Below are 24,084 nucleotides of genomic sequence, written 5' to 3' on the forward strand. Positions count from 1 at the left end.
TATTTACGGGTGCTATCCACGACGCTCTAACGCTGTTTGTCGGCCGTTTTACTATACAATCGCCCGGACCCAAACACATGCGGCCGCTCTACCACGGCCGCCTGCTTCGATGGCGATAACCATCCGCGACGTCGCGCGTGCGGCCAGCGTGTCGATCGGCACCGTCTCACGCGCACTGAAAAACCAGCCGGGCCTGTCCGAGGCCACACGCGTGCGCGTGGTCGAGGCCGCGCGCGAACTGGGCTATGACGCGGGCCAATTGCGTCCGCGCATCCGCCGTCTAACGTTTCTGCTGCACCGCCAGCACAACAACTTCGCCGTCAGCCCATTCTTTTCGCACGTCTTGCATGGCGTGGAAGACGCCTGCCGGGAGCGCGGAATCGTGCCGTCGGTGCTGACCGCCGGTCCCACTGAAGACGTCATCCAGCAGATGCGCCTGCATGCGCCCGACGCCGTAGCGATTGCCGGCTTCGTCGAACCGGAGACGCTTGCCACGCTCGTCGCCATGCAGCGTCCGCTCGTGCTGATCGATCTCTGGGCGCCCGGCTTGCGTTCGGTGAATCTCGACAACGCGGCCGGCGCCGCGCTTGCGATGCGGCATCTGTTCGAACAGGGTCGCAAGCGGGTGGCGTTCATCGGCGGATCGCTCGCGCACTTCAGCATCGCGCAGCGTGCGCTCGGTTATCGGCGTGCTTTTTTCGAAGCGGGACTTCTGTTCGACCCGTCGCTCGAAGTCACGATCGACGCCGGACTCGATCCCGACAGCGGCGCGGCCCGGGCGATGCAGCAACTCCTCGATGCGCCCGGCCCACGCCCAAACGCCGTGTTTGCCTACAACGACGCTGCCGCGCTCGCGGCGCTGCGCGCCTGTTTCGCGCGCGGTGTGCGCGTGCCGGAGGACATCGCCATTATCGGCTTCGACGACATTCCCGCCGCCGCTCACGCCACGCCGCCGCTGTCCACCGTTGCGGTCGACAAGGAAGCGCTCGGCCGCCGCGGCGTCGAGTTGCTGCTCGAAGACGCGCCGGCAGAAACAGAAGTCCGCTTGCCCGTTCATCTCATTGCCCGTGCCAGTACTTTGGTGAAAACGCCATGACGCTATCCGCTACGCCTCCTTCCGCCAACGGCGCGCCTGCCGTGCCGGCCGTCGCCAGCTTTCGCAGCCGCGAGTTTCTGCTCTCCCATGTCGAGGACACGCTGCGCTTTTACGCGCCCAATGTGTTCGATCCGAGCGGCGGCTTTTTCCATTTTTTCCGCGACGACGGTTCCGTCTACGACAAAACCACGCGACATCTGGTGAGCAGCTGCCGCTACGTCTTCAACTATGCGATGGCGTATCGGCAGTTCGGCGACCCGAAGCATCTGGAATACGCGCGCCACGGCCTGCAGTTTCTGCGCGACGCGCATTGGGACGCGCAGCAGGAAGGTTACGACTGGGAAATCGAATGGAGCGACGGCAGGAAGCGCACGCTCGACGCCACGCGCCACTGCTACGGCCTCGCGTTCGTGCTGCTCGCGTACTCGCATGCGGCGATGGCCGGCATCGAGGAAGCGAAGCCCATGATCGGCGCGACCTTCGAGTTGATGGAGCATCGCTTCTGGGACGCCGCCGCCGGTCTCTATGCCGACGAGGCATCGCCCGAATGGCATGTGAGTTCGTATCGCGGGCAAAACGCGAACATGCACACCACCGAGGCCTTGCTCGCCGCGCACGAAGCGACCGGCCACCTCGTGTATCTGGACCGCGCCGAGCGCGTGGCGTCGAACATCACGCTGCGTCAGGCGAAGCTCTCGCAAGGGCTCGTGTGGGAGCACTTTCACGCGGACTGGTCGGTCGACTGGCACTACAACGAGGAAGACAGCTCGAACATTTTCCGTCCGTGGGGTTTCCAGCCCGGGCATCAAACGGAATGGGCGAAGCTGCTGCTGATTCTCGAGCGCTATCGTCCGCTGCCCTGGCTCTTGCCGCGCGCAATCGAACTGTTCGACGCCGCAATGACGCACGCATGGGACGAAGACCATGGCGGCCTGTATTACGGCTTCGGCCCGGACGGCACCGTGTGCGACCACGACAAGTACTTCTGGGTGCAGGCGGAAACTTTCGCGACCGCCGCGCTGCTCGGCAAGCGCACCGGCAACGAGCGTTTCTGGGACTGGTACGACGAGATCTGGCGCTATAGCTGGGCGCACTTCGTCGATCACAAATACGGCGCGTGGTATCGCATCCTCACCTGCGACAACCGCAAATACAGCGACGAAAAGAGTCCGGCCGGCAAGACCGACTATCACACCATGGGCGCATGCTACGAGGTGCTGACGCATGCGCTGGCCGACGGCCCAACCGCCGCGGCCGTCGCCACGGAGCACGCAAAATGAGCCACGTGTCCAACGAACTACCCGTCTTCGTTTCGGCGGGCGATATCCTCACCGATCTCGTGCGCACGGGCGCCTCGCAATGGCTTTCGCGTCCCGGCGGCGCGGGCTGGAACGTGGCGCGTTGCGTCGCGCGGCTCGGCTTGCCGACCGCATGCGCGGGCTCGCTCGGCGTCGACAATTTCTCCGACGAACTGTGGGACGCGAGCGTCGCGGCAGGGCTCGATATGCGCTTCATGCAGCGCGTGGAGCGCCCGCCTTTGCTCGCGATCGTTCATCGCACGCATCCGCCTGCTTACTTTTTCATGGGCGAAAACGGCGCCGATCTCGCCTTCGATCCCGCGCATCTGCCGGCAGGCTGGATGCAGCAGGTGAAGTGGGCGCACTTCGGCTGCATCAGCCTCGTGCGGCAACCGCTCGGCGACACGCTCGCCGCGTTGGCCGCCGAACTGCGCTCGCGCGGCGTGAAGATCAGTTTCGACCCGAACTACAGGAATCTGATGGAGCACGGGTACGAGCCCACGCTACGCAAAATGGCGGCGCTCGCCGACCTCATCAAGGTATCGGACGAAGACCTGCGCCTGCTCTTCAAGACCGACGACGAAGCGCATGCGCTTGCCCAGTTGCGCGCGATGAATCCGGCCGCCACCGTACTCGTCACGCGTGGACCGGAAACGGCTCTGCTGATCGACGGCGCAGCGACTTTCGAGGCGCGACCGCCGCGCGTCGAGGTGGTGGATACGGTCGGCGCCGGCGATGCGTCCATCGGCGGCTTGCTGTTCAGTCTGATGACCGCTTCGCAGCGCGCGTGGCCGGAGCATCTGGCGTTCGCGCTGGCGGCCGGCGCGGCGGCCTGCCGGCACGCGGGCGCGCATGCACCGTCGCTCGATGAAGTCGTCGCGCTGCTGTAACGCGCGGGCGTTATCTTTCCGGTTGGACCAGCGCGCGTCGTCGCGAGGCGGCGCGCCATGGGGCTTCAGCCGAAGCGCCATCGCCGTGCTAGGATGAAATCACCGGAACCTTTGGAACAAGGAGCGACGCCATGGAGGACATCACCTACACCAAAGGCATCTACACGGCCACTGCGACGGTGAGAGAGGTCGACGCGGACACCTGGCAGGGCGTAGTCACACTCGCGCGCGACGAAGGCGAGGCGAGCCAGGACCAGGAAACCACGGTCTATGAAGTCGAAGCTACCTCGTCCACACCGGGCGAGGCGCTGGAAGAAGCGAAGGCGCTCGCTCATCGCATACTCGGGGAAATCGAACTCTAGGCAGACCGGCGCGGCGCATCTCGCGGCGCGCCACCTGAACGCAATGGTCGGAGGCGATCATGGTTGAGCAGCTGTTCCTCTACGGCGTGTACTCGATTCACGTCCGCCCAATCGAACTCAGCGGCGCGCGCTGGGACTCGGAGTACGAAATCAGGCATCGGGAGAAAGCGGTCAAGCCGTGGACGACCATCGGCGGCGACAACGGTTATGCCGACGAAGCAGAAGCCATCGCTGCGGCACACCAGCAAGCCGTCGACGACATCGAGCACGGCGCAGGCATTCCGAAGCCGCGAGCATTTCCGTAAAGCTGAGCGGCCGGCCGCCCGTGCCAGTCTTAGCGCTTGCGCCACCGCTAGCAGGCATCGCAAACGGCATTTGAATGCGGCATTCAGGCGCGTTCAAATGCCGCAGAAGCGCCCCCGCCGCACCGCCACGGCGTAGAAAACGCACACCTTCTTTCGCTCCAGTTCGACGCGCTGAAGATCGCGCTCCGCGAGCGAGGCCGCGTGCTACGCTTGCGCCGTTTTCATCTCCACGAGTACGCGATGGCTACTGAACCGTCGGACCGTTTTGCCCGCATCGGACGGGAGGAAGTCAGCGCAGAAAATAGCCCTTCGCGCGGCAGCCGTGAACTGCGTCTGGACGACCGCGTAGTGATCGCGCACGGCATGCCGACGCGATTCTGGCAGGACCTTTATCACCGCGCGCTGGTGGTGCGCTGGCCGATGTTTTTCGTCAGCCTCGCGGTGATCTTCCTGTTGCTGAACACCACATTCGCCGCGCTCTATATGCTCGGCAACGCGTCCATTGCCAACCAGTACCCGCCGGGCTTCGGCGGCGCGTTTTTCTTCAGCGTCGAAACACTGGCCACGGTCGGTTATGGCGACATGCATCCGCAAACGGTGTACGCGCACTGGATCGCGACGCTTGAAATCTTCGTGGGTATGTCGAGCATTGCGTTGGCAACGGGTCTGATTTTCGCGCGCTTCTCGCGTCCGCACGCGAAGATCATGTTCGCCCGCTACGCGATCATCCGGCCGCTCGACGGTCACATGACCTTGATGGTCCGCTCGGCCAACGGACGCCAGAACGTGATCGCCGAAGCACATGCACGGCTGCGCATTATGCGCCGGGAAACGACTCCAGAAGGTTATACGCTTCGCAAGCTTTATGACCTCACACTCGTGCGCGATCAGCATCCGGTCTTCAAGCTCGGCTGGAGCATCATGCATGTGATCGACGAAACAAGTCCGCTTTTCGGCGAGACCGCCGAGACGCTAAAAGCACGCGACACGTCGCTGCTGCTCACGCTGGAAGGCGTCGACGAATCGACGTCGCAGACCATGCAGGCACGCCACATGTGGACGTGCGATCAGATCTACTGGCAGCACCGGTTTGTCGACATCATGAGCGAACGGGACGGCGTGAGCCATATCGACTATTCGCATTTTGACGAGATCGTGCCGCTGGATGAAGCGCCTGTGACAGGCGCCGTATCGAACGTTTGATCGGGCAAATCACGGGCCGAGCCATCGCCCTTATCGCCCCAGGGCATACCCGTAGCCACCGTTCGCGTGGCATATCTATCTCAAAAGAGGCTTGAAACCGGGCGCTCCTCGCGCTCATTCGCCGACGCGCCAGCAAAGTAGAAAAAATCCACTCCGATTGGCGCTAAAAAATAGAGTCTCTTTCGCTGCGGCCCTCGTCGGCCTGAGGACGCGCGCCGAAGATACAACAGCATCCATCACGTATGGGATTGGAGACTCACCTATGACCGCTCGCCTGCCCATCGACGGCACGCCCGCTCTTTCCGACTACAAGCTGTCCGACAATCTCACCGCGACGCGCGGCCGGATTTTCCTGACCGGCACCCAGGCGCTCGTGCGCCTCGCGCTGATGCAACGCTCGCTCGACCGCACGCGCGGCATGAACACCGCGGGCTTCATCAGCGGCTATCGGGGCTCGCCGCTCGGCATGGTCGATCAGCAATTGTGGAAAGCGAAGAAACTGCTCAGCGCGAGCGATATTCGCTTCCTGCCCGCCATCAATGAAGAACTCGGCGGCACCGCCGTGCTCGGCACCCAACGCGTGGAGGCGGACCCGGAGCGCACCGTCGAAGGCGTGTTCGCCATGTGGTACGGCAAGGGTCCCGGCGTGGATCGCGCGGGCGACGCGCTGAAGCACGGCAACGCGTACGGCTCGTCGCCGCACGGCGGCGTACTGGTTGTAGCCGGCGACGATCACGGCTGCGTGTCTTCGTCGATGCCGCATCAGAGCGACTTTGCGATGATGGCGTGGCACATGCCGGTCGTGAATCCGTCGAACATTGCGGACATGCTCGAATTCGGGCTGTACGGCTGGGCGCTGTCGCGGTTTTCGGGCGCTTGGGTCGGCTACAAGGCGATCTCCGAGACAGTCGAATCCGGCTCGACCGTCGATCTCGATGCGTTGCGGACCGACTGGAGCGCGCCGGAGGATTTCGAAGCACCGTCGGGCGGCCTGCACAATCGCTGGCCCGATCTGCCGAGCCTCACTATCGAATCGCGCATGCACGCGAAGCTCGACGCTGTGCGTCACTTTGCTAGAACCAACAGCATCGACAAATGGATCGCGCCGAGCCCGCATGCGAACGTGGGCATCGTCACATGCGGCAAGGCGCATCTGGACCTGATGGAAACGTTGCGCCGCCTCGACCTGACCGTCGCCGATCTCGATGCGGCCGGTGTGCGCATCTACAAAGTCGGCCTGTCGTTCCCGCTGGAAATGACGCGCATCGACACGTTCGTCGAAGGTCTTTCCGAAGTGCTCGTGATCGAGGAGAAAGGCCCGGTCATCGAGCAGCAGATCAAGGACTATCTGTACAACCGCACGCAAGGTGCGCGGCCTGCCGTGATCGGCAAGCAGGCGCAAGACGGCAGCATGCTGCTCTCGTCGCTCGGCGAATTGCGGCCTTCGCGCATCTTGCCGGTGTTCGCCAACTGGCTCGCGAAGCACAAGCCCGCATTGGATCGCCGCGAACGTGTGGTCGATCTGGTCGCGCCGCAAATTCTCTCCAACGCCGCGGACAGCGTGAAGCGCACGCCGTATTTCTGCTCGGGCTGTCCGCACAACACGTCGACGAAAGTACCCGAAGGCTCGATTGCGCACGCAGGCATTGGCTGTCACTTCATGGCTTCGTGGATGGAGCGCGACACGACCGGCCTCATTCAGATGGGCGGAGAAGGCGTTGACTGGGCGTCGCATTCGATGTTCACGAAGACGCGCCACGTCTTCCAGAATCTCGGCGACGGTACCTACTTTCACTCCGGTATTCTCGCGATCCGTCAGGCGGTTGCGGCGAAAACCACCATCACGTACAAGATTCTCTACAACGACGCCGTCGCGATGACGGGCGGCCAGCCCGTGGACGGCAGCATCTCCGTGCCGCAGATCGCGCGTCAGGTGGAAGCCGAAGGCGTGTCGCGCTTCGTGGTGGTCAGCGACGAGCCGGAGAAATACGACGGCCATCACGATCTTTTCCCGAAGGGCACGACGTTCCATCACCGTAGCGAAATGGACACCGTGCAGCGCGAGTTGCGCGACACCGACGGCGTGACCGTGCTGATCTACGACCAGACGTGCGCCGCAGAAAAACGGCGTCGCCGCAAAAAGGGTGAATTCCCCGATCCCGACAAGCGCCTTTTCATCAACGAAGAGGTCTGCGAAGGCTGCGGCGATTGCGGCGTGCAGTCCAATTGCCTGTCGGTTGAACCCGTCGAAACAGCATTGGGACGCAAGCGTCGCATCGATCAATCGTCGTGCAATAAAGACTACTCGTGCGTGAACGGCTTTTGCCCGAGCTTCGTGACAGTCGAAGGCGGCAAGCTGAAAAAAGCCGCGGGCGCCGCGTTTGATCCGCAAGCTTTGGCTGAACGCATCAACGCCTTGCGGCTGCCGGCGACGCAGCTCGATGCCGCACCGTACGACATCCTGGTGACGGGCGTCGGCGGCACGGGCGTCGTGACGGTTGGCGCATTGATCAGCATGGCTGCGCATCTGGAAGGCAAGAGCGCGTCGGTGCTCGACTTCATGGGCTTTGCGCAAAAGGGCGGCTCGGTGTTGTCGTTCGTGCGCTTTGCCGCGCGCGACGAATGGCTCAACCAGGTTCGCATCGACACGCAGCAAGCGGACGTGCTGCTCGCCTGCGACATGGTGGTCGGCGCGAGTGCCGATGCATTGCAGACGGTGCGTCATGGCCGCACGCGCATCGTCGTCAACACGCATGCCATTCCGAACGCGACGTTCGTGCAGAACCCGGACGCCACGCTGCATGCCGACGCTTTGATCGACAAAATGCGCCATGCAGCCGGCGCTGAACGCATGTCGACTTGCGACGCGCAGGCGCTCGCCACGCGTTTTCTCGGCGACACCATCGGCGCTAACATTCTGATGCTCGGTTATGCGTGGCAGCTTGGTCTCGTGCCCGTGTCGTTCGGCGCGTTGATGCGCGCAATCGAATTGAACAACGTGGCCGTGCAGATGAATCAGCTGGCGTTTTCCATCGGCCGGCTCGCTGCGGAAGACCCGGCCGCACTCGAATCGCTGTGGCAGGCGCGACACGCCGCGAAGCAGACGGTGCGCGTCGATACGCTCGACGAACTGATTGCGCATCGCGAAGGCCGTCTGCAAATTTACGGCGGCGCAAGCTTTGTGAAGCGCTATCGTGCGCTGGTCGATGCTGCGCGTCGTGCGGAAAGCGCGGTCGACGCAAACAGCGAACGCGTGACGCGTGCGGTGGCTACGACGTTCTATCGTCTGCTGGCGGTGAAAGACGAATACGAAGTTGCGCGCCTGCATACCGATGCCGCGTTCCGCGAGGCACTCGAGGCGCAATTCGAAGGCGTGGCCGGCAAGGACTTCGGCATCAAGTTCAATCTCGCGCCGCCCGCACTCACGCGCGCGCATTCCGGTGCGAATCCGACGAAGAAAACCTTCGGCCAATGGATGTGGCCGGTCCTCGGCGTACTCGCAAAGGTGCGCGGCCTTCGCGGCACGATGCTTGATCCGTTTGGCCGCACGCTCGAGCGCAAAATGGAGCACGAACTCGCGGACGATTACGAAACCACGTTGCAGCGAGCGCTTGCCAAGCTTAACGCCGACAATCTCGACGACGTCGCGAAGCTCGCCGACCTGCATGCCCGTGTGCGCGGTTATGGCCATGTGAAGCTCGCGAATCTCGCGGGCGTGAAGCGGAGCGAGCGCGATCTCGCCGCGCGTCTTCAGATCGAAGCGGCGACAGGAGCGTCGGTTAAAAAATCGCTGGAGGAAGTGAAAGGCGCCGGGCAGTTGCGCGGCATTCCTGTGGTAGTGGCGAAGTAAGCGCTACGGCCGTCGGGCTTGCCCACGCCTACAACAAAGCCGCTCGTGCGCATGCACGTAGCGGCTTTTTTTCTGCCTGGCGATTCAGGCCGCGTGCTAGCTTTTCGTCCGGGCATCCAGCAATGCCCTCACCTGCGCGACCTTTTCGCTATCGACCGGGGCGAGCCCGTTACCGCCCGTGCGGACGCCCGACCCGAAATGCACCGCTTCGACTCGCGTCCTGCTCACGAAGCCCGCGACCGCATCGACAGTCAGACCCGCGCCTGCCAGCACCGTGCAGCGCGACCCTGCCGCCTGGCGCGCCAGTTCGCGAATCGTCGCTTCCGCATCGAGCACCGAAGGCTTGCCGCCCGAGGTCAGCACATTCGTCACCGCATCGAAACCGAGCAGCACGTCTAGCGCTTTTTGCTGATCGCGAGCTTCGTCGAACGCACGATGGAAAGTGATCGCCAGATCACCTGCGGCGCCGATCGCACGCGCAAGTTGTTCGCGGTCGATCTCGCCGTTCGCGTTCAACATGCCGATCACCACACCGTTCGCGCCCGCCGCCTTCACCGCCCGCACGTCGCGCAGCATCACCGCGAAGTCGTCGGCGTCGTAGACGAAAGAACGGCTGTGAGGGCGCACGATCACATTGACAGGAATGCTGACCGCATCGACCACCGCTTCGATCAAGCCGATGCTCGGCGTCAGCCCGCCCTCGCCCATCGCGGTCACGAGTTCGAGCCGGTCGGCGCCCGCTTGCGCGGCGAGCCGTGCGTCGGCAACAGTAGTGGCAATGACTTCGAGTAGAACGGACATGAGCGCAGCCGGGTGTCGTTGAAAACGACATCATCGCAGAAGCGCTATTCGTCGATCCAGTCGATGTCGCCGCACAGCACGCAGGTCTGCGCACCGACGCGCGTCGCCACCGACAACGTCACGCACGGCAACGCTTCGTTGATCGACAGATACGGACGCGTCACATGCACGCGCTCGGGCGAGTTGATTGCATCGCGAAAGTACGGACGGCGCAGCCAGTTCGCGCCTTGCGCATCGGCAAGCGGCAGGAAGCGCGTTTCATGCGCCGCGCGATCGGCCCGCAGCACGACGTTGCGCCCCGCCTGCCGCCCTTTCGAATCGAGCAGAAAGCAGCGCGCGGCGTGATCGAGCGCGAGAAAATTCCAGCACACTTCTTCGAGCGGCTCGCCGGCAGCAAGCCGCTCGGCCGCGCGTTCGAACGCGCGCAGATAGGGCGCGAGGCGGCTCGCGGTGCGGCGCTCGAGTGCTTCCGTCTGATCGCGATAGCGTTCGGTGAGCTCGCCGATGCAGGTCGCCGCGTGCGTGGCGTCGGCCGCCGCCGGGTTCGGGCGTCCGAAGAAAAACCCTTGGACGAAGTCGGCGTTGCAGGCAAGCGCCATTTGCGCCTCGTGTTCCGTTTCGACGCCTTCGACAAGCACGAGCTTGCCCGCTTCGTGCAGCAACGCGACGAGGCCCGGCAGAATCGTTCCCATGTCGGCCCGGTGCGCCGCGTGCGACAGCATGATGCGGTCGAGCTTCACAATGTCCGGATTCAATTGCCAGATACGCTCGACGTTCGAATGTCCCGCGCCGAAATCGTCGAGTGCGATCAGGAAGCCGCGCTCGCGGAACTGACGCACGGCATCCGCGAGACGTTCCAGATCTTCAGCGCGCTGCTCGAGCACTTCGAGCACGATGCGCCTTGGAGACAAGCCGAGGCGCTTGAGCGTAGCCAGTAATGCAGCGGACAGATACGGATCGGTGAGCGCGCCGGGGTGCACGTTGAGGAACAGCCATTCGCGTTCGGCGCCCAGCACCTTGAAGTTTTCCAGATGCAGCGTCTGCGCGAGACGGTCCAGCTGCAGCACATCGCCCACGCGCGCCGCCTCGCCGAACACGTCGAGCGGCGAAACCGGCCGGTCAAGCATGTCGTGCGCGCGCAGCAAGCCTTCGTAGCCGACCGCCCGCATATGCGACAGACTGAAGATGGGTTGAAACACGCTCGTGAGCGTCAGCTCGCCGTGCTGCACCGAGAAGCGTTCCAGGCCGGACGTCATTTCGACGTCGAAACCGTGGCGCGCGCTGGCCGTCCTTTCCTGTTGCGCAATCGTCATGCAATCCTCTCACGCGAGAGCCGGGCCGGTCGAACGCGGGTGCGAACAACCCACGGCGCCATTGCTCCAAAATGTGCGTCATCGACATGGCTTAAGCAAGCTCCATGCGCGCGCTCGCGCACATAGCCATGTAACTCGCGTGAAAGATTGCACCGACGGCATGGCACGTGCGCCACAGCAGGGCGCGGACGCACCTTTAGCGTGCAGCGAGGATTAGCCGCTTTGGCGGAGCGCCAAGCGGCCCTCGTGGAGTCGCCGAAGCACGCCGCGCGGCGCAGCCACGCTGCGCAGGTCAAACTCACAAGCTAAACTCGCGGTCTACACTTGGCGCTCGCGGCGCGCCGCGCCGCGCGACGCACGCCGACGCGCCACATGCCGCTTGCGCGCCGGCCTTGCGAGGTGCGACGCGCCGGCGCAAAAACCTTTGTCCACCTCTCCGTTATCTTCCAAGTGTCGTACCGATGGAAATTGTCTTCACCGTCTTGATTCTTCTGCTTGCCGTGGCCGGGTCGGGTGTCGTGACCCGCCTCGCGCCATTGCCGTTGCCGCTGGTTCAGATCGCAATCGGCGCCATGCTCGCCTGGCCGAAGCTCGGATTACACGTCACGTTCGATCCGGAAATCTTCATGATGCTGTTCATTCCGCCGCTGCTGTTCGCGGACGGTTGGCGCATTCCGAAGCGCGAATTTTTCATGGCGCGCCGCTCGATCCTGATGCTCGCGCTCGGCCTTGTGTTCATGACGGTGCTCGCCGTCGGCTACTTCGTGCATGCGCTGGTACCGTCGATGTCGCTGCCCGTCGCGTTCGCACTTGCCGCCGTGTTGTCGCCGACCGATGCGGTTGCGCTTTCCGGCATCGCGGGCAAGGGCAAGATTCCAGGCAGGCTCATGCACATCCTGGAAGGCGAAGCGTTGATGAACGACGCCTCCGGCCTCGTCGCGCTGAAGTTCGCGATCGCCGCCGCGCTTACCGGTGTCTTTTCATTGCGCGACGCGTCGATCAGCTTCGTGATCATCGCGGCGGGCGGTCTCGCGACGGGCGCGGCGGTGAGCTGGCTCTTCGGCTTTATCGCGGTGCGCTTTCTGAATCTCGCCGAAGAAGGCGACCCTGCGCCCGGCGTCATCATGACGTTGCTGATTCCATTCGCCGCATACCTGATCGCAGAACGCCTTGAACTCTCGGGAATTCTCGCGGCGGTCGCGGCCGGCATGATGATGAACTACACGACGCTTGCGACGTCCGGGCCGGTGGCATCGCGAGTGCGCGCGAGCAGTACGTGGACCATGATCGAGTTCGTCTTCAACGGGATGGTGTTCATTCTGCTGGGGCTCCAGTTCCCGCACATTCTCGGCCGCGCGCTGCTCGACGCGCATGAAACCAGCAACGTGCAAGTCGGGCTGCTGATCGGGTACATCGCGGCTGTTGCGGCGGCGCTCTACACGATGCGCTTCGTGTGGGTCTGGCTGCTGCGCTGGTTCGCGAGCCGCGGCGCGGCGCGGCAGGGCGTCGCGAACGCGGTGCCCGGATTGCGCACGGTGGGGGTCACGACGGTCGCGGGTGTGCGCGGCGCCGTGACATTGGCAGGCGTGTTGTCGCTGCCGGAGATGCTGCCGGACGGCGCACCGTTGCCTGGGCGCGACCTCGCGATATTCATCGCATCGGGCGTGATCCTGTTGTCGCTGCTCGTCGCTGTCTTCGCGTTGCCGCTGCTATTGCGCGGATGGCGCCGCGGCAAGGACCCGCATGCAGCGGAAGAAACGCTTGCACGTGTGATGGCCGCGCAAGCCGCCATTCGCGCTGTTGACGACGTGCATGACAAGGAGTGCGCGAATCTCGACGAATCCGCCTCGGCATATGCGGCCGATGTCACCGCGCGCGTGATGGACATTTATCGTCGCAGGCTCACCGCACTCGGCGAGGAGCGGAAACCGCGCGAGATGGCACGGCGCGCAGATGCATTGGAATTTCGCATGAAGCTCTCGGCGATGCGCGCGGAGCGTCAGGTGCTTCTTAGCTTGCGCAGCAGTCAGGCCATCAACGACGAGACGTTCAACAAGCTCATGCGCGAAGTCGATCTGTCGGAGACGGCGCTGACCGCGCGCAGGAAGTGAGCCGGCTACTGCTCGAGTTGCGGCGGCGGCCCTCGATTGAAGGTACGCGCGCCGCCGCCAAAACCGTCAGGCCACCGGGCCTTGCGCCGGCTTCCTTCTGAGCAGTGCGTAGAGAATGATCGCGCCGAAAGTCGCAGTGCCGATGCCGCCAAGACCGAAGCCGCCAAGCTTCAGCGAGAAGTCGCCTGCGCCGAGCACCAGCGTGACAGCTGCCACGATCAGATTGCGGTTGTCCGAGAAGTCGACCTTGTTGACGACCCAGATGCGCGCGCCCGTCACCGCGATAAGACCGAACACCACAATCGAAACGCCGCCGAGCACCGGCCCCGGAATGGTCTGGATGACCGCGCCGAACTTCGGCGAAAAGCCCAGCACCAGAGCAATCAAAGCGGCAATGACGAACACCAGCGTCGAATAGATTTTGGTCACCGCCATGACGCCGATGTTCTCAGCGTATGTCGTCACGCCCGTGCCGCCGGCGAAACCCGAGACGACTGTCGCGAGCCCGTCGCCGAGAAATGCGCGGCCGATATAGCGGTCGAGGTTCTTTCCCGTCATTGCACTTACCGCCTTGATATGGCCAAGGTTTTCAGCGACGAGAATCACCGCGATCGGCGCGAGCAACGTCATGGCCCGCATATCGAACACAGGCGCCGTGAAGTGCGGCATACCGAACCACGCAGCGTTAGCCACGATCGAAAAGTCGATCGGCTTGCCCATGCCGAGGCCGTTCGTCACGATTGCGTAGATCACATACGCCATCAGCAAGCCGACCAGAATCAGCAGACGCTGCAGCATGCCGCGCCCAAACACGGCAACGGCGCCGACGCACAGCACGGTGACCAACGCCATCCACGAATCGAAGTTGCTGCCGCTCACGCCGCGCACCGCGATAGGTGCGAGATTCAGACCGATCACGCAGACGATCGCACCGGTCACGACCGGCGGCATCAGCGTTTCGATCCAGCGCGTGCCGACCGCCGACACGATCAGCCCGATGATCGCGTACACCACGCCGCACGCGATGATGCCGCCCAGCGCGAGCGGAATGTTCATATTGGGCCCGTGGCCGCCGTAGCCCGTGACTGCAATCACGAGACCGATGAACGCGAAGCTCGAACCGAGATAGCTCGGTACGCGGCCGCCGACCAGCACGAAGAACAACAGCGTGCCGATGCCCGACATGAAGATGCAGAGGTTCGGATCGAAGCCCATCAGCAACGGCGCGAGCACCGTCGAGCCGAACATGGCGACGACGTGCTGAATGCCCATCGCGAACATCTGCGGCCACGCGAGGCGCTCGTCGGTGGCGACGATGCGCCCCTCGACGGCGTCTGGCTGTGCGCGCCAGCGGGGGAAATAGGAATCGGCCATCGCGGGGGTTCTCCTCTAGTCGGCGTTTTTCGTGACGACGGCGCAAAAAACAAACGCCGTGCGGGAATTACGCGCGAGTGTACGGAGTGCCATTGGAGGTGGCAAGCGTGAACAATATGGTGTGCAGTCAGTGGAAACGGCACGTCGCGCGATGACGTGAATCCGGTCACCCCCGCGTCGCTTCGAGCGAAAACACAGTCACCGCTTGCTGCAGCTGTCTCGCCTGATCCGCCATCGACGAGGCAGCAGCCGCAGCCTGCTCTACGAGCGCGGCGTTCTGCTGGGTCACGTCGTCCATTTGCGCGACGGCGCGATTCACGCCCTCGATGTCCGTGCTTTGCTCCTGCGACGCCGACGAGATCTCGCCCATCAGGTCCGTCACGCGTTTGATTGCCTGAGTCACTTCAGCCATCGTCTGTCCGGCCCGTTCGGCCAGTTCCGCGCCGCTGCCCACGCGTGCCGTGGAGCTCTCGATCAGTTCCTTGATCTCTTTCGCCGACACCGCGCTGCGCTGGGCGAGCGAGCGCACTTCGCCCGCGACGACCGCGAAGCCGCGCCCCTGTTCGCCGGCGCGTGCCGCTTCGACCGCGGCGTTGAGCGCCAGAATGTTGGTCTGAAACGCGATGCCTTCGATCACCGCGATGATATCGGTCATGCGCTTGGAGCCGGCCGCCAGTTCGCGCATCGTTTCGACGACATCGTCGACAAGACCGCTGCTGCGCGCGGCCACTTCCGATGCGCCGTGCGCGACGCCGCCCGCCTGCTGAGCGTTTTCGGCGTTCTGTTTCACCGTCGACGTCAGTTGCTGCATGCTCGACGCCGTTTGCTGCAAGGCCGCAGCCTGCTCTTCGGTGCGCTGCGAGAGGTCGGTGTTGCCTTGTGCAATCTCGCCTGACGCGGTCAGAATGGATTCGCTCGATTCGCTGATGCCCGACACAATCGTGGCGAGCCGCTCACGCATGTTGCGCAGCGCGTAGAGCATGCTGTGCGTGTCGCCGGCGCGGGTCTCGACGCGCACGCTGAGATCGCCGTCGGCGATACGGTTGGCGAGTTGCATTGCGTAGTCCGGCTCGCCGCCCAACTGACGCGACAGACGCCGCGCGATCATTGCAGCAAGCACGCCGCCCGCGGCGATCGCCCCCAGCACCAGCGCGACCATCGCAACGCGCATGCGCTGATATTCGCTGGCTGCTTCGGCCTGCGCGTCGTTGCCTTGTTGACGGCGATAGTCGATCAACGCCGTGATGCGCTCGCGCAATGCTTCGCTCGACGCAATCGCGCGGCGCACGAGTTCGTCGTTGTCGACGCCGGCAGGAATCGGCGCGAGGCCGATCTGCTGATGCACGATACCTTCCCACTCCGCCGACTTGCCCAGCACGTCGCCGAACATCTGGCGGCCTTTTGCGGTGACGATAGTCGCGCGATATTGATCGTAGCCCTGATGCATCATCTTGAGGGAGCCAACGATGCTGTCCTTCAGCTTCTGGCGCCCCGCATCGTCTTTCACGTAGCCGAGATTCGCGGCGGCGAGGTCGGCATCGATCTTGTGGCGATTCGCCTCTTCGAGCCAGTAGAGGCCGTCCATGTATTTGTCGCAGATCGCATCGGTGATGTCATGCATCGACGACAGCGTTTTCAGCGAAGTGCCACCGATCACCACGCAAAATCCAATCACAACGGCAAAGGCCAGCAGCAGTTTCCTGAACACGGTCATGCGGTCGAACCACTTCATTTGAACATCCTTCGGAAGTCACAACGGAATGCTCGCTGCTGCATCGGCGCAAGCATGTCACGACTCGTTGCGGTGAGTCATGCACGGAGGACGTGGAGGCATAGCAGCGCTTACCTTCCTTTTACGGCGCTGACGGTGCGGACCTGAAGCGATAAATGCCCGGAATAAGCGGGACAGGATAATGTAAGGAATGCCTGGAAGACGGAACCGTGACGAACGCACATGTATGGGTTTGAGATTAGTCCGATAGAAGCGTGCTCATTCGCCTCTTAGACTTCTCCTGCTGCGTAGACCTCATGTAGCGCATGCGATGTTGTTGTACCTCTCCGACTTTTCCGCTCACGCTCACCCGAGTGTGAGCGGTTTTTTTTCGCCTGGGCGCCGCGTTCGACGCGATTCACATGTGCGCTTCGAACGCGCTGCCGGCGAGCCGCAATGCGTAGGCGCGGACGTCTTCAGGCCATCCGGCGATTTTCTCTTCGAAGCGCGGTTGATCGCTCGCATAGAGCGCGCGAGTGGCGTCCTCGTAATCCGGCAGGTTGCCGGCTACCGCGGTCATGAAGCGATACGCCGCTTCTTGCGCCGCACGTTTGCGCTCGCGCTGCTCGCCAGTTGCGCGCGCCGTCTCCACGAGCTTGCGCAACGCAACCGACGCGCCGCCCGGTTGCGCGTTCAGCCAGTCCCAATGCCGCGGCAACAAGGTGACTTCGCGCGCGACGACGCCTAGCTTGGGGCGTCCGCGACCGCGTGGGGTGTCGGGCTCGGCGTCGTTGCTTGCATCGTTATGCGAATGAGCAGCGGACGACTCGCGAACCAGGCGCGCGACAATTTCCTCAGCAGTGCCGCGCAAATCGAATTCGACCGGGGCGGCCGTGGCGTCGTCGAAAACCAGAATGGGCGCTTGCTCACCTCGCTCAATTACTTCCTTGACGGCGAGCGCGACTGCGGGCAACTCACCCGAGGCGATGAGGCGATGGCCTTCGAAGGCAGTGCAGGTGGTGCTGGTGGTGCGATGCGTGGTCACGACAAACTCCATTTGAGAAGTTGTCGAATTATATCCGGGTTAAATTAGAAATCAACATATTACCCGGATAATATTCAGCCGAACTCAATGGCCGGCCACCACCATGAAAGCGCGGCCCGTTGCCGACGCGCCGGTTCCTACAGTTCGGTATGACATGACGCGGTTGCGGCCGCCGTCTTTGGCGGCGTACAAAGCCTGATCTGCCGCATTGACGAGCGCGCGGCTCATCGTGAAGGCCTCGCCTTGCGTAGTGGCTACGCCGATACTGACCGTCAACACGTGGTGGGAGCTCGCCACATGCCCGAGCGCGAGCGCCTGGACCGCCGCGCGGATTTTCTCTGCAATGCAGATGGCGCCCGCTTCGTCGGTGTCCGGCAGCAGAACGGCGAACTCTTCGCCGCCGTAGCGCGCCGCCGTGTCGCCGGGCCGCCGCACCTCTTGCGTGATGCAGCGAGCTACCGCGATCAGCGCGTCGTCGCCGGCCGAGTGACCGTACAGGTCATTGAAGCCCTTGAAACTGTCGACGTCGATTAGCAGCATGGCGAGCGATCCGTCGTTGCGCTGCGCGCGACGCCATTCCTTCTCCGCGGCTTCCTCGAAGGTGCGGCGGTTGTCCATTCCCGTGAGACCGTCCGTTCGCGCGAGCCTGTGCAACTCTTCTTCGGCGAGAAGACGGCGGCGCATCTGCTGCGCGAAAAGCACGGCCAGCGCGATCAGCGTAAGGTCGAGCGCGCCGATCAGCGAGCCAATGATCCATGCCCGCCGCCGCCAGCCCACGTAGATGTCGCGCGTGGACAGCGCGACATCGAGAATCAGCGGATACATGTCGATATGGCGAAACGCGTACCAGCGCTCGACGCCGTCGATCGCCGCAGTGCCGAAGAAGTCGCCGCTCGGCTGCGCGGTGAAGCGCGAATAGTTGGAAGTACCCGTCAGATTGATGCCAATCGTCTTTGGATCGTACGGACGCCGCATCAGCATCGTGCCGTCGCTTAGCATGAGAGCCATCGAACCGCCGGCGCCGAGATTCATCCCGTTGAAGAGGCTGCGGAAGTATTTGAGCCGCATGGTGCCGACCACCACGCCGCCGAAACTGCCGTCCGGCCGCGAGATGCGCCGGCTCAAGCCGATGCTCATGTCAGTGCCCGTTGCGCGCGGCATGAACGGGTGGCTCACGTACAGACCTATGTTGGGCGAATCGCGATGCACCTTGAAGTAGTCGCGGTCGGCGAGATAAACATGGCGTGGCGTAACGGACTGCGAATCGAACTTGATATAGCCGGTTTCGTCGATCACGAGAATCGAGCCCATGTCTTTCGCGGATGCCGAACCGTCGAACAACACCATTTGACGTAGCGAAGGCTCCAGTTGCAGCACGCGTGGCTGCTTGAGCCCTTCAATCACTGTGCGTATCGACAGGTCGTAGATTTCCAGATTGCGCGACACGTCGCGTTCCACGAGCAGCGAGACGTTGAACACAGAATCTTGCGCGCGCCGCAACGCGTCGTCGTGCATCTGCGCCAGCACCCACACTGCAATGGCAAGGATTGCGCTGGCCAGCACGCCACTGATCGCAATGATGATGTTTGGACGACGCGTGACCATTGAGTTCGGTTTGGGCATGCGCGGTCTTCACGCGCTAGAGAAGGAAAAGACGCGTCCATCGGGGATCGCGTATGGCGAACCCGTAGCGTAACAGGGGTCATCCTTACCCAAAGGATCGAAAAGACGGGTCTTTAGTGCTTAGTGCGCCGCTTGTGGACCGCTTGTGAATCACTTAGGTGGCGCGTTCATCGTACGTCAACGTGTTGCGCGACTGCGTTCGAACCCTGCGTCGCCGCGACGGACAGTTGCCGCGTTGTGCGCAGATTGCATAACGCTGCGGACGCGACGCTTATCTTCTATGCGGATTTCGTGAGAAGTCCGTAATGGATTGCCCCGCCGCCCTCAAGTCCGCTGGGCGCGACCCGATAACCAGTAGATAGAATGCCGGTTTCGTGCTTGCACGCAATCGCAACACTGCGCGGGACGGTCGGGATGTACGGCGGTTATATAGACGCTCCCATTCTGGACCTGAGAGTCCATTACGAAACGACCAGGTTTCTCCTTGAAGAAGTAGAGATATATGGCCGCCCTGAACCAGTTCAGTATCAAAGCGAAGCTGATAGCCGGCTTCGGTACGTTGTCCCTGATCGTCGTCGCGGTTGCGGGGCTTTCCCTCAAGTCGCTGAGCGATTCGACCGAAGGGTTCTCCAATTTCGTGCGAGGCATCAACGCGCGCGCCGACATGGCCGTACAGGTGCGGACAGCGGTCGACCGTCGGGCGATCGCCAAGATGGACGATCAATGCCGGCCTCTGCTAGCGGCGCTGATCCGTGCGACCGATGCGTATGCGGACTACGCGCATTCGCGGCAGGAGGAGATGATCGCCGGCTATGCGGCGCACTATGAGCACCAGCGAAACTTGCTCATCACGATTTCCCTGCTCGCGATTGCGCTCGCGGTGGGCGCATGCGTGGTACTTACGCGCGCGGTGAGCGGTCCGTTACATCTTGCAATCGACGTCGCGCGGACTGTGTCGCAAGGCGATTTGCGCACGCGCATCAACGTCAACGGCAAGGATGAAACGAGCAAGCTGCTCGGCGCATTGCGCGAGATGAACGAGCGCCTGACGACGATCGTCGGACGCGTGCGCGATGCCAGCACGAGCATCGCGGGCGCGGCTCGCGAGATCGCCGCGGGCAATATGGACCTGAGCCAGCGCACGGAACAGCAGGCGGCGTCGCTACAGGAGACGGCTTCGAGCATGGAGCAACTTACGTCGACGGTGAAGCAGAACGCCGATAACGCGCAGCAAGGCAGCACGCTGGCCGCGAACGCGTCGTGTGTTGCGCAAAAAGGCAGCGCGGTGGTGGGCCAGGTGGTGAGCACGATGCAGGACATCAGCGACAGCTCGACCAAGATCGCGGACATCACGGGCATCATCGAAGGAATTGCATTTCAGACAAACATTCTTGCTCTGAACGCGGCCGTGGAAGCGGCACGTGCGGGCGAACAGGGTCGCGGCTTCGCGGTGGTTGCAAGCGAGGTGCGCAGCCTGGCTCAGCGCTCGTCGAGCGCGGCCAAGGAGATCAAGGATCTGATTGCCAATTCGGTGGACAAGATCCGCGACGGTTCGTCGCTCGCCGGCGAAGCGGGCAAGACGATGAGCGAGGTGACGGAGGCGGTGGCGGGTGTCACTGACATCATGTCGGAGATCGCGGCGGCATCGAGCGAGCAAAGCCGCGGCATCGAGCAGGTGAACCTCGCGATCACGCAGATGGACAACGTCACGCAGCAGAATGCGGCGCTGGTGGAAGAGGCGGCGGCGGCTTCGCGGTCGATGGAGGAGCAGGGAGAGCAGTTGAATGAGGTTGTGGGGGTTTTTCGGGTTTTGGAGGGGGTGGGGCTCGTGTGGGTGCCGTCGCTGCAGGGGCTGCCGTGGCTTCTGGTGGTCGGGAGAAGGCGGTTGTTACAGGGCGTTCAGTTGTTGCTGCGGCGCCGCAGGTGGGCGCGTCGGCGGCGATGCGAACGCCGGTTAAGGTTGGAACGATGCCCGTCGTTTCTGCCGGCGACGGGGCGGGGTGGGATCAGTTCTGATTTGGTGGTTTGGTGAATAGCGCTTGATGCGCGAATGAAAATCCCGACAGATTGAGCTGCCGGGGGTTTTTGTTTCTAAGCTTGTGGTGTTGCTTGGGATACGTTTGGGAGGAGGAGGATCGAACTCCCGACCTTCGCATTGCGAATGTAAAAACCTCACCAATCAATCCAAGCCTTCTAGCGCTGCCTTCGATTATTTGCCACAATCTTGCCACACTCAGTTCGAGCAAGCATCGCGAAATGCCGACCATCCGAAAGCGTGGGCAGTACCAATGGGAGGCGCAGGTACGCCGGCGCGGCTACCCTGCGCAAAGCAAGACCTTTACTACCAAGGCCGAGGCGGAAGCTTGGGCCAACATGATCGAATCGGAGATGTCGCGCGGCATATGGGTCAGCCGCAGTGAAGCCGAGGCGACAACGCTCTACGAGGCGCTGAAACGCTATGAGGAAGAAGTCTCACAGTCAAAAAAGGGTGCGGCGCAAGAATCGTCCGTCCTAAAAGCCTGCAAGTCTGTGGAATTGGCAAGACGGCCGCTAGCCACAGTCCGTAGCGCAGACGTAGCGAAGCTCCGCGACGAATGGCTGAAGGACTACAAGCCCGCGACCGTCCTGCGCCGTTTGGCGGTCCTGTCTCATGTGTTCAATATTGCCCGCAAAGAATGGGGGATGGAAAGCCTTTCAAATCCGGTTGAACTGGTGCGCAAGCCGCAGCCCAACAACGCTCGCACACGACGCATTGCTGTCAGCGATTCAACTCTTGGCACTCCAAGCACGGACAACCCCGCATCGGAACGCGGCGCGCAAGACGGTGAGCTTGAACGCGTGGCAAAGGCTAGCGGCTCAGCGCTTCTGCCACCCATCATCTGGCTGGCTGTAGAGACCGCAATGCGCCGGGGCGAGATCGTGTCCATGTTGTGGGTCAACGTAGACCTCAATCGCTGCGTCGTACATTTACCGTCGACGAAGAACGGAGACGCCCGCGATGTCCCCCTGTCTTCGCGCGCCGTCGCGGTGTTTCAAGCGCTAGAAGACACACGGGATGACGCCAAAGATGATGCGACCGAAAGCGGCGAGGCCGACACCGGCCGCGTATTCGCGATTCGCAGCGATGCCGTTACCAGAGCCTTCGAGCGCGCAGTCGCGCGCGCCCGCAAGATTTACGTCGATGAATGCAAAGCGGCCAAGATAAGACCGGATGGTAAGTTTTTGACCGACCTTCGCTTTCACGACTTACGACACGAGGCGACTTCCCGGTTAGCGTCGATCTTCCCGATGCACGAGCTGACAAAGATAACGGGCCACAAGGACCCGCGCATGTTGATGCGTTACTACCATCCACGGGCGGAGGAGCTGGCAAAGAGGCTGGCGTAACCTACCGCCGCCACTTACAGAGAGTCATGCTCCCAAGAAATCCCCCAGATACCCAATCCTTCAAGCGTTGAGGCGCTCAAACGATCAGGCGGCAACGAGCGATGCCGTGGCCGGGTCATAGGTATAGGCTGTGATTGAACCGTCAATGATCCGCTGCACGGCTTCGTCTATCACCTGTAACGGCACCAGAAACCACTCTCGCGGCCTGACCGGATTGCCGAACCGGTCGGGAATGGTCAGGTCAAGGTGTCCAGCGGCGAACAGTCGGTGGAAAATGTTCTCCATCCTGCTGCATTTGATGTTGTGCAGCTTGTATTCAGCAATGACATCCACCCCGGCCAGTAGATAAGTCGCGTCATTCTCCGCGCCCGCGATGCGGGTCTCGACCTTGCCACCAGTGACGCCAATCTTGTGGGTCAGCTCCCGATGTTCTTCCACGAAGGGATGACTCGACTGACTGCGCAGCACATAAATCGTGCCGGTCTCGATGTCGTCCGGCTCCGCCGTACCACCAAACAATGGGCCGGCATCGACCTTCAATAAGCGGCGGCCCACTGGCGTGTTGCCATCGGGATAAAGCGAACGCGACAGCGAGCGCAGCAGCAAATCGGCCTCGGTGTGGTTGGGGGGTGGGTCAGTATTATTCTGGCGACTCGCAGCTGTCGACGGCGCATCCCGGCATCACGGCCGCAGATCTTCCGCGATCAAGACCATCGAGATGGTCTGCTCAGGCACGTGTCCCGATGGGGTTGGCGCGGTTTGACAATTGTTTGTCAGGAGCTCGATTCACCCACCCGGAGCTAGGAAACGGATGGACCGCAATGGCAGACGTCGCCTAGCCTGGTCCGTCAGTTTTTCGTGGTGCTCATCCCAAAGGTCAAATAGCTTCTCCAGACCAATCAGCGTAACGCGGCGCTTTTCCTGCGTGCGCGCCTCCGTCTCGGCGTCCTTCGTGAAGCCGCCCGTGCAAACGAAGAGGCCGACGTCGTCATCGCCCAGCAATGCCATGAAGGATCGCAGACCGTCAACGCTCACCGCTTGCTGCTGCCTCTTCACTTGCACCTTAATGCGCGGTGGCCGCGTACCCAACGCATCAGGCCACGCCAGAATGTCTATCCCACCGTCTTTTCCGGGCGGCGAGACCCAGGTCACGTGGTAGGACATTGCACGCAGCAGATCGGCCACTAGGTCCTGAAAGTCATAGGGATTCATCGCGCGGAGGTACGCCGAAATCTCCGCCCATGCTTGTTCTTCCGCTTCCTCGTAGGTCACGCTCACAGATTTGGCTGTTGTGTCTGGCTCGTCGACTCCCGCATCCGGTCCCGCTGTCGCTCCCACTTCAGCATCAGGCTGCGCAGCCTTCCACTCAGCGTAGAGCTTACACGCCCGTCGGTAAAACGCTTCGGGGTCGGGCAGCTCCAGATGGGCCTTACGGCCTTCCTCGGTAATGGTCCAGATGCCCTTGTCCTTAACCAACCAGCCGGCTTTGACGCAGTCCACTGTCGCGAAGCGCACGATCTTCTCGAACCGCCTGCCGCCCGATTCGTAGGAGTCAGCCTCATAGGGTGTCAAGGTGACGCGACTGGCCAAAGCCTGCAACGCCGCACTTGCTTGCACACCATCGGGCGCGGCCATCAGGATGCTGAACAGCTCCCGAAGCAATTCGCCGGTGCGGCGGCGGGTAATTTCGGCCATATCTGAGCTACTCCGATTCG

General features: G+C 62.6%; 17 protein-coding genes and 1 pseudogene. 10 read left to right on the forward strand and 8 right to left on the reverse strand.

Annotated elements, in window-relative coordinates; genetic code table 11:
- Positions 1–109 precede the first annotated feature (109 nt).
- The 7 genes from BCA01S_RS09545 (at position 110) to BCA01S_RS09575 (ending at position 9,004) form a co-directional block, all read left to right on the forward strand.
- Positions 110–1,096, forward strand: a complete 987-nt coding sequence (locus BCA01S_RS09545) for a LacI family DNA-binding transcriptional regulator (protein WP_027776711.1) — start codon at positions 110–112, stop codon at positions 1,094–1,096.
- The gene (locus tag BCA01S_RS09550; RefSeq protein ID WP_027776712.1) at positions 1,093–2,376 is read left to right on the forward strand and encodes an AGE family epimerase/isomerase; all 1,284 of its coding nucleotides are present in this window, start codon (positions 1,093–1,095) and stop codon (positions 2,374–2,376) included. Before BCA01S_RS09545 ends, BCA01S_RS09550 begins: the two co-directional genes overlap by 4 nt.
- A complete protein-coding gene (locus tag BCA01S_RS09555) occupies positions 2,373–3,284 on the forward strand; it encodes a carbohydrate kinase family protein (RefSeq protein ID WP_027776713.1) in 912 nt (303 codons plus the stop codon). Before BCA01S_RS09550 ends, BCA01S_RS09555 begins: the two co-directional genes overlap by 4 nt.
- Before the next feature lie 131 nt (positions 3,285–3,415).
- A complete protein-coding gene (locus BCA01S_RS09560; RefSeq protein WP_027776714.1) occupies positions 3,416–3,646 on the forward strand; it encodes a hypothetical protein in 231 nt (76 codons plus the stop codon).
- A 59-nt stretch (positions 3,647–3,705) separates the two neighbouring features.
- Positions 3,706–3,951 (forward strand): hypothetical protein, encoded by a 246-nt coding sequence (locus BCA01S_RS09565; RefSeq protein ID WP_027776715.1) that lies wholly within the window; start codon positions 3,706–3,708, stop codon positions 3,949–3,951.
- 240 nt (positions 3,952–4,191) lie between these two features.
- Positions 4,192–5,154, forward strand: a complete 963-nt coding sequence (locus BCA01S_RS09570) for an ion channel (protein ID WP_027776716.1) — start codon at positions 4,192–4,194, stop codon at positions 5,152–5,154.
- Positions 5,155–5,416: 262 nt separating this feature from the next.
- Positions 5,417–9,004, forward strand: coding sequence for an indolepyruvate ferredoxin oxidoreductase family protein (locus BCA01S_RS09575; RefSeq protein ID WP_027776717.1), 3,588 nt, complete (start codon positions 5,417–5,419; stop codon positions 9,002–9,004).
- Positions 9,005–9,100: 96 nt separating this feature from the next.
- Here BCA01S_RS09575 and BCA01S_RS09580 read toward each other — a convergent pair whose 3' ends face one another.
- The gene (locus BCA01S_RS09580) at positions 9,101–9,805 is read right to left on the reverse strand and encodes a copper homeostasis protein CutC (protein WP_027776718.1); all 705 of its coding nucleotides are present in this window, start codon (positions 9,803–9,805) and stop codon (positions 9,101–9,103) included.
- Positions 9,806–9,849: 44 nt separating this feature from the next.
- On the reverse strand, positions 9,850–11,118 hold the full coding sequence (locus tag BCA01S_RS09585; RefSeq protein ID WP_027776719.1) for a sensor domain-containing phosphodiesterase: 1,269 nt from the start codon (positions 11,116–11,118) through the stop codon (positions 9,850–9,852).
- Between the two features lie 461 nt (positions 11,119–11,579).
- Between BCA01S_RS09585 and BCA01S_RS09595 the strand changes: the two genes are divergently transcribed.
- Positions 11,580–13,229: a Na+/H+ antiporter gene (locus BCA01S_RS09595; RefSeq protein ID WP_027776720.1), complete on the forward strand. Its 1,650-nt coding sequence runs from the start codon at positions 11,580–11,582 to the stop codon at positions 13,227–13,229.
- Between the two features lie 66 nt (positions 13,230–13,295).
- Here the strand turns inward: BCA01S_RS09595 and BCA01S_RS09600 are convergent, their stop codons facing one another.
- From BCA01S_RS09600 to BCA01S_RS09615, 4 genes are all read right to left on the reverse strand, one after another.
- Positions 13,296–14,603 (reverse strand): solute carrier family 23 protein, encoded by a 1,308-nt coding sequence (locus tag BCA01S_RS09600; protein ID WP_027776721.1) that lies wholly within the window; start codon positions 14,601–14,603, stop codon positions 13,296–13,298.
- Between the two features lie 166 nt (positions 14,604–14,769).
- On the reverse strand, positions 14,770–16,335 hold the full coding sequence (locus BCA01S_RS09605; protein ID WP_027776722.1) for a methyl-accepting chemotaxis protein: 1,566 nt from the start codon (positions 16,333–16,335) through the stop codon (positions 14,770–14,772).
- Between the two features lie 397 nt (positions 16,336–16,732).
- Positions 16,733–17,359, reverse strand: coding sequence for a DUF2239 family protein (locus BCA01S_RS09610; RefSeq protein WP_027776723.1), 627 nt, complete (start codon positions 17,357–17,359; stop codon positions 16,733–16,735).
- An 84-nt stretch (positions 17,360–17,443) separates the two neighbouring features.
- Positions 17,444–18,982 carry a sensor domain-containing diguanylate cyclase gene (locus BCA01S_RS09615; protein WP_084166838.1) on the reverse strand — a complete coding sequence of 513 codons (1,539 nt, stop codon included), beginning with the start codon at positions 18,980–18,982 and terminating at the stop codon, positions 17,444–17,446.
- A 502-nt stretch (positions 18,983–19,484) separates the two neighbouring features.
- On the opposite strand from BCA01S_RS09615, the gene BCA01S_RS34710 reads away from it, so the two are divergent.
- On the forward strand, positions 19,485–21,014 hold the full coding sequence (locus tag BCA01S_RS34710) for a methyl-accepting chemotaxis protein (protein ID WP_244145979.1): 1,530 nt from the start codon (positions 19,485–19,487) through the stop codon (positions 21,012–21,014).
- Between the two features lie 224 nt (positions 21,015–21,238).
- On the forward strand, positions 21,239–22,369 hold the full coding sequence (locus tag BCA01S_RS09625) for a site-specific integrase (RefSeq protein ID WP_027776725.1): 1,131 nt from the start codon (positions 21,239–21,241) through the stop codon (positions 22,367–22,369).
- 84 nt (positions 22,370–22,453) lie between these two features.
- Here the strand turns inward: BCA01S_RS09625 and BCA01S_RS34715 are convergent.
- Together BCA01S_RS34715 and BCA01S_RS09635 are read right to left on the reverse strand one after the other, a co-directional pair.
- Positions 22,454–22,993: pseudogene (locus BCA01S_RS34715) on the reverse strand (GIY-YIG nuclease family protein); the annotation flags it as partial.
- Between the two features lie 162 nt (positions 22,994–23,155).
- The gene (locus BCA01S_RS09635; protein WP_027776726.1) at positions 23,156–24,064 is read right to left on the reverse strand and encodes a restriction endonuclease; all 909 of its coding nucleotides are present in this window, start codon (positions 24,062–24,064) and stop codon (positions 23,156–23,158) included.
- Positions 24,065–24,084: the final 20 nt, after the last annotated feature.

It is taken from the genome of Paraburkholderia caledonica NBRC 102488, from assembly GCF_000685095.1.
GTDB lineage: Bacteria > Pseudomonadota > Gammaproteobacteria > Burkholderiales > Burkholderiaceae > Paraburkholderia > Paraburkholderia caledonica.

Coding starts and splice junctions, on each gene's coding strand:
- BCA01S_RS09575 (WP_027776717.1), top strand. CDS start 5,417: ATGACCGCTCGCCTGCCCATCGACGGCACGCCCGCTCTTTCCGACTAC.
- BCA01S_RS09560 (WP_027776714.1), top strand. CDS start 3,416: ATGGAGGACATCACCTACACCAAAGGCATCTACACGGCCACTGCGACG.
- BCA01S_RS09595 (WP_027776720.1), top strand. CDS start 11,580: ATGGAAATTGTCTTCACCGTCTTGATTCTTCTGCTTGCCGTGGCCGGG.
- BCA01S_RS09570 (WP_027776716.1), top strand. CDS start 4,192: ATGGCTACTGAACCGTCGGACCGTTTTGCCCGCATCGGACGGGAGGAA.
- BCA01S_RS09635 (WP_027776726.1), bottom strand. CDS start 24,064: ATGGCCGAAATTACCCGCCGCCGCACCGGCGAATTGCTTCGGGAGCTG.
- BCA01S_RS09585 (WP_027776719.1), bottom strand. CDS start 11,118: ATGACGATTGCGCAACAGGAAAGGACGGCCAGCGCGCGCCACGGTTTC.
- BCA01S_RS09565 (WP_027776715.1), top strand. CDS start 3,706: ATGGTTGAGCAGCTGTTCCTCTACGGCGTGTACTCGATTCACGTCCGC.
- BCA01S_RS09550 (WP_027776712.1), top strand. CDS start 1,093: ATGACGCTATCCGCTACGCCTCCTTCCGCCAACGGCGCGCCTGCCGTG.
- BCA01S_RS09605 (WP_027776722.1), bottom strand. CDS start 16,335: ATGAAGTGGTTCGACCGCATGACCGTGTTCAGGAAACTGCTGCTGGCC.
- BCA01S_RS09615 (WP_084166838.1), bottom strand. CDS start 18,982: ATGCCCAAACCGAACTCAATGGTCACGCGTCGTCCAAACATCATCATT.
- BCA01S_RS09555 (WP_027776713.1), top strand. CDS start 2,373: ATGAGCCACGTGTCCAACGAACTACCCGTCTTCGTTTCGGCGGGCGAT.
- BCA01S_RS09625 (WP_027776725.1), top strand. CDS start 21,239: ATGCCGACCATCCGAAAGCGTGGGCAGTACCAATGGGAGGCGCAGGTA.
- BCA01S_RS09545 (WP_027776711.1), top strand. CDS start 110: ATGGCGATAACCATCCGCGACGTCGCGCGTGCGGCCAGCGTGTCGATC.
- BCA01S_RS09580 (WP_027776718.1), bottom strand. CDS start 9,805: ATGTCCGTTCTACTCGAAGTCATTGCCACTACTGTTGCCGACGCACGG.
- BCA01S_RS09600 (WP_027776721.1), bottom strand. CDS start 14,603: ATGGCCGATTCCTATTTCCCCCGCTGGCGCGCACAGCCAGACGCCGTC.
- BCA01S_RS34710 (WP_244145979.1), top strand. CDS start 19,485: ATGGCCGCCCTGAACCAGTTCAGTATCAAAGCGAAGCTGATAGCCGGC.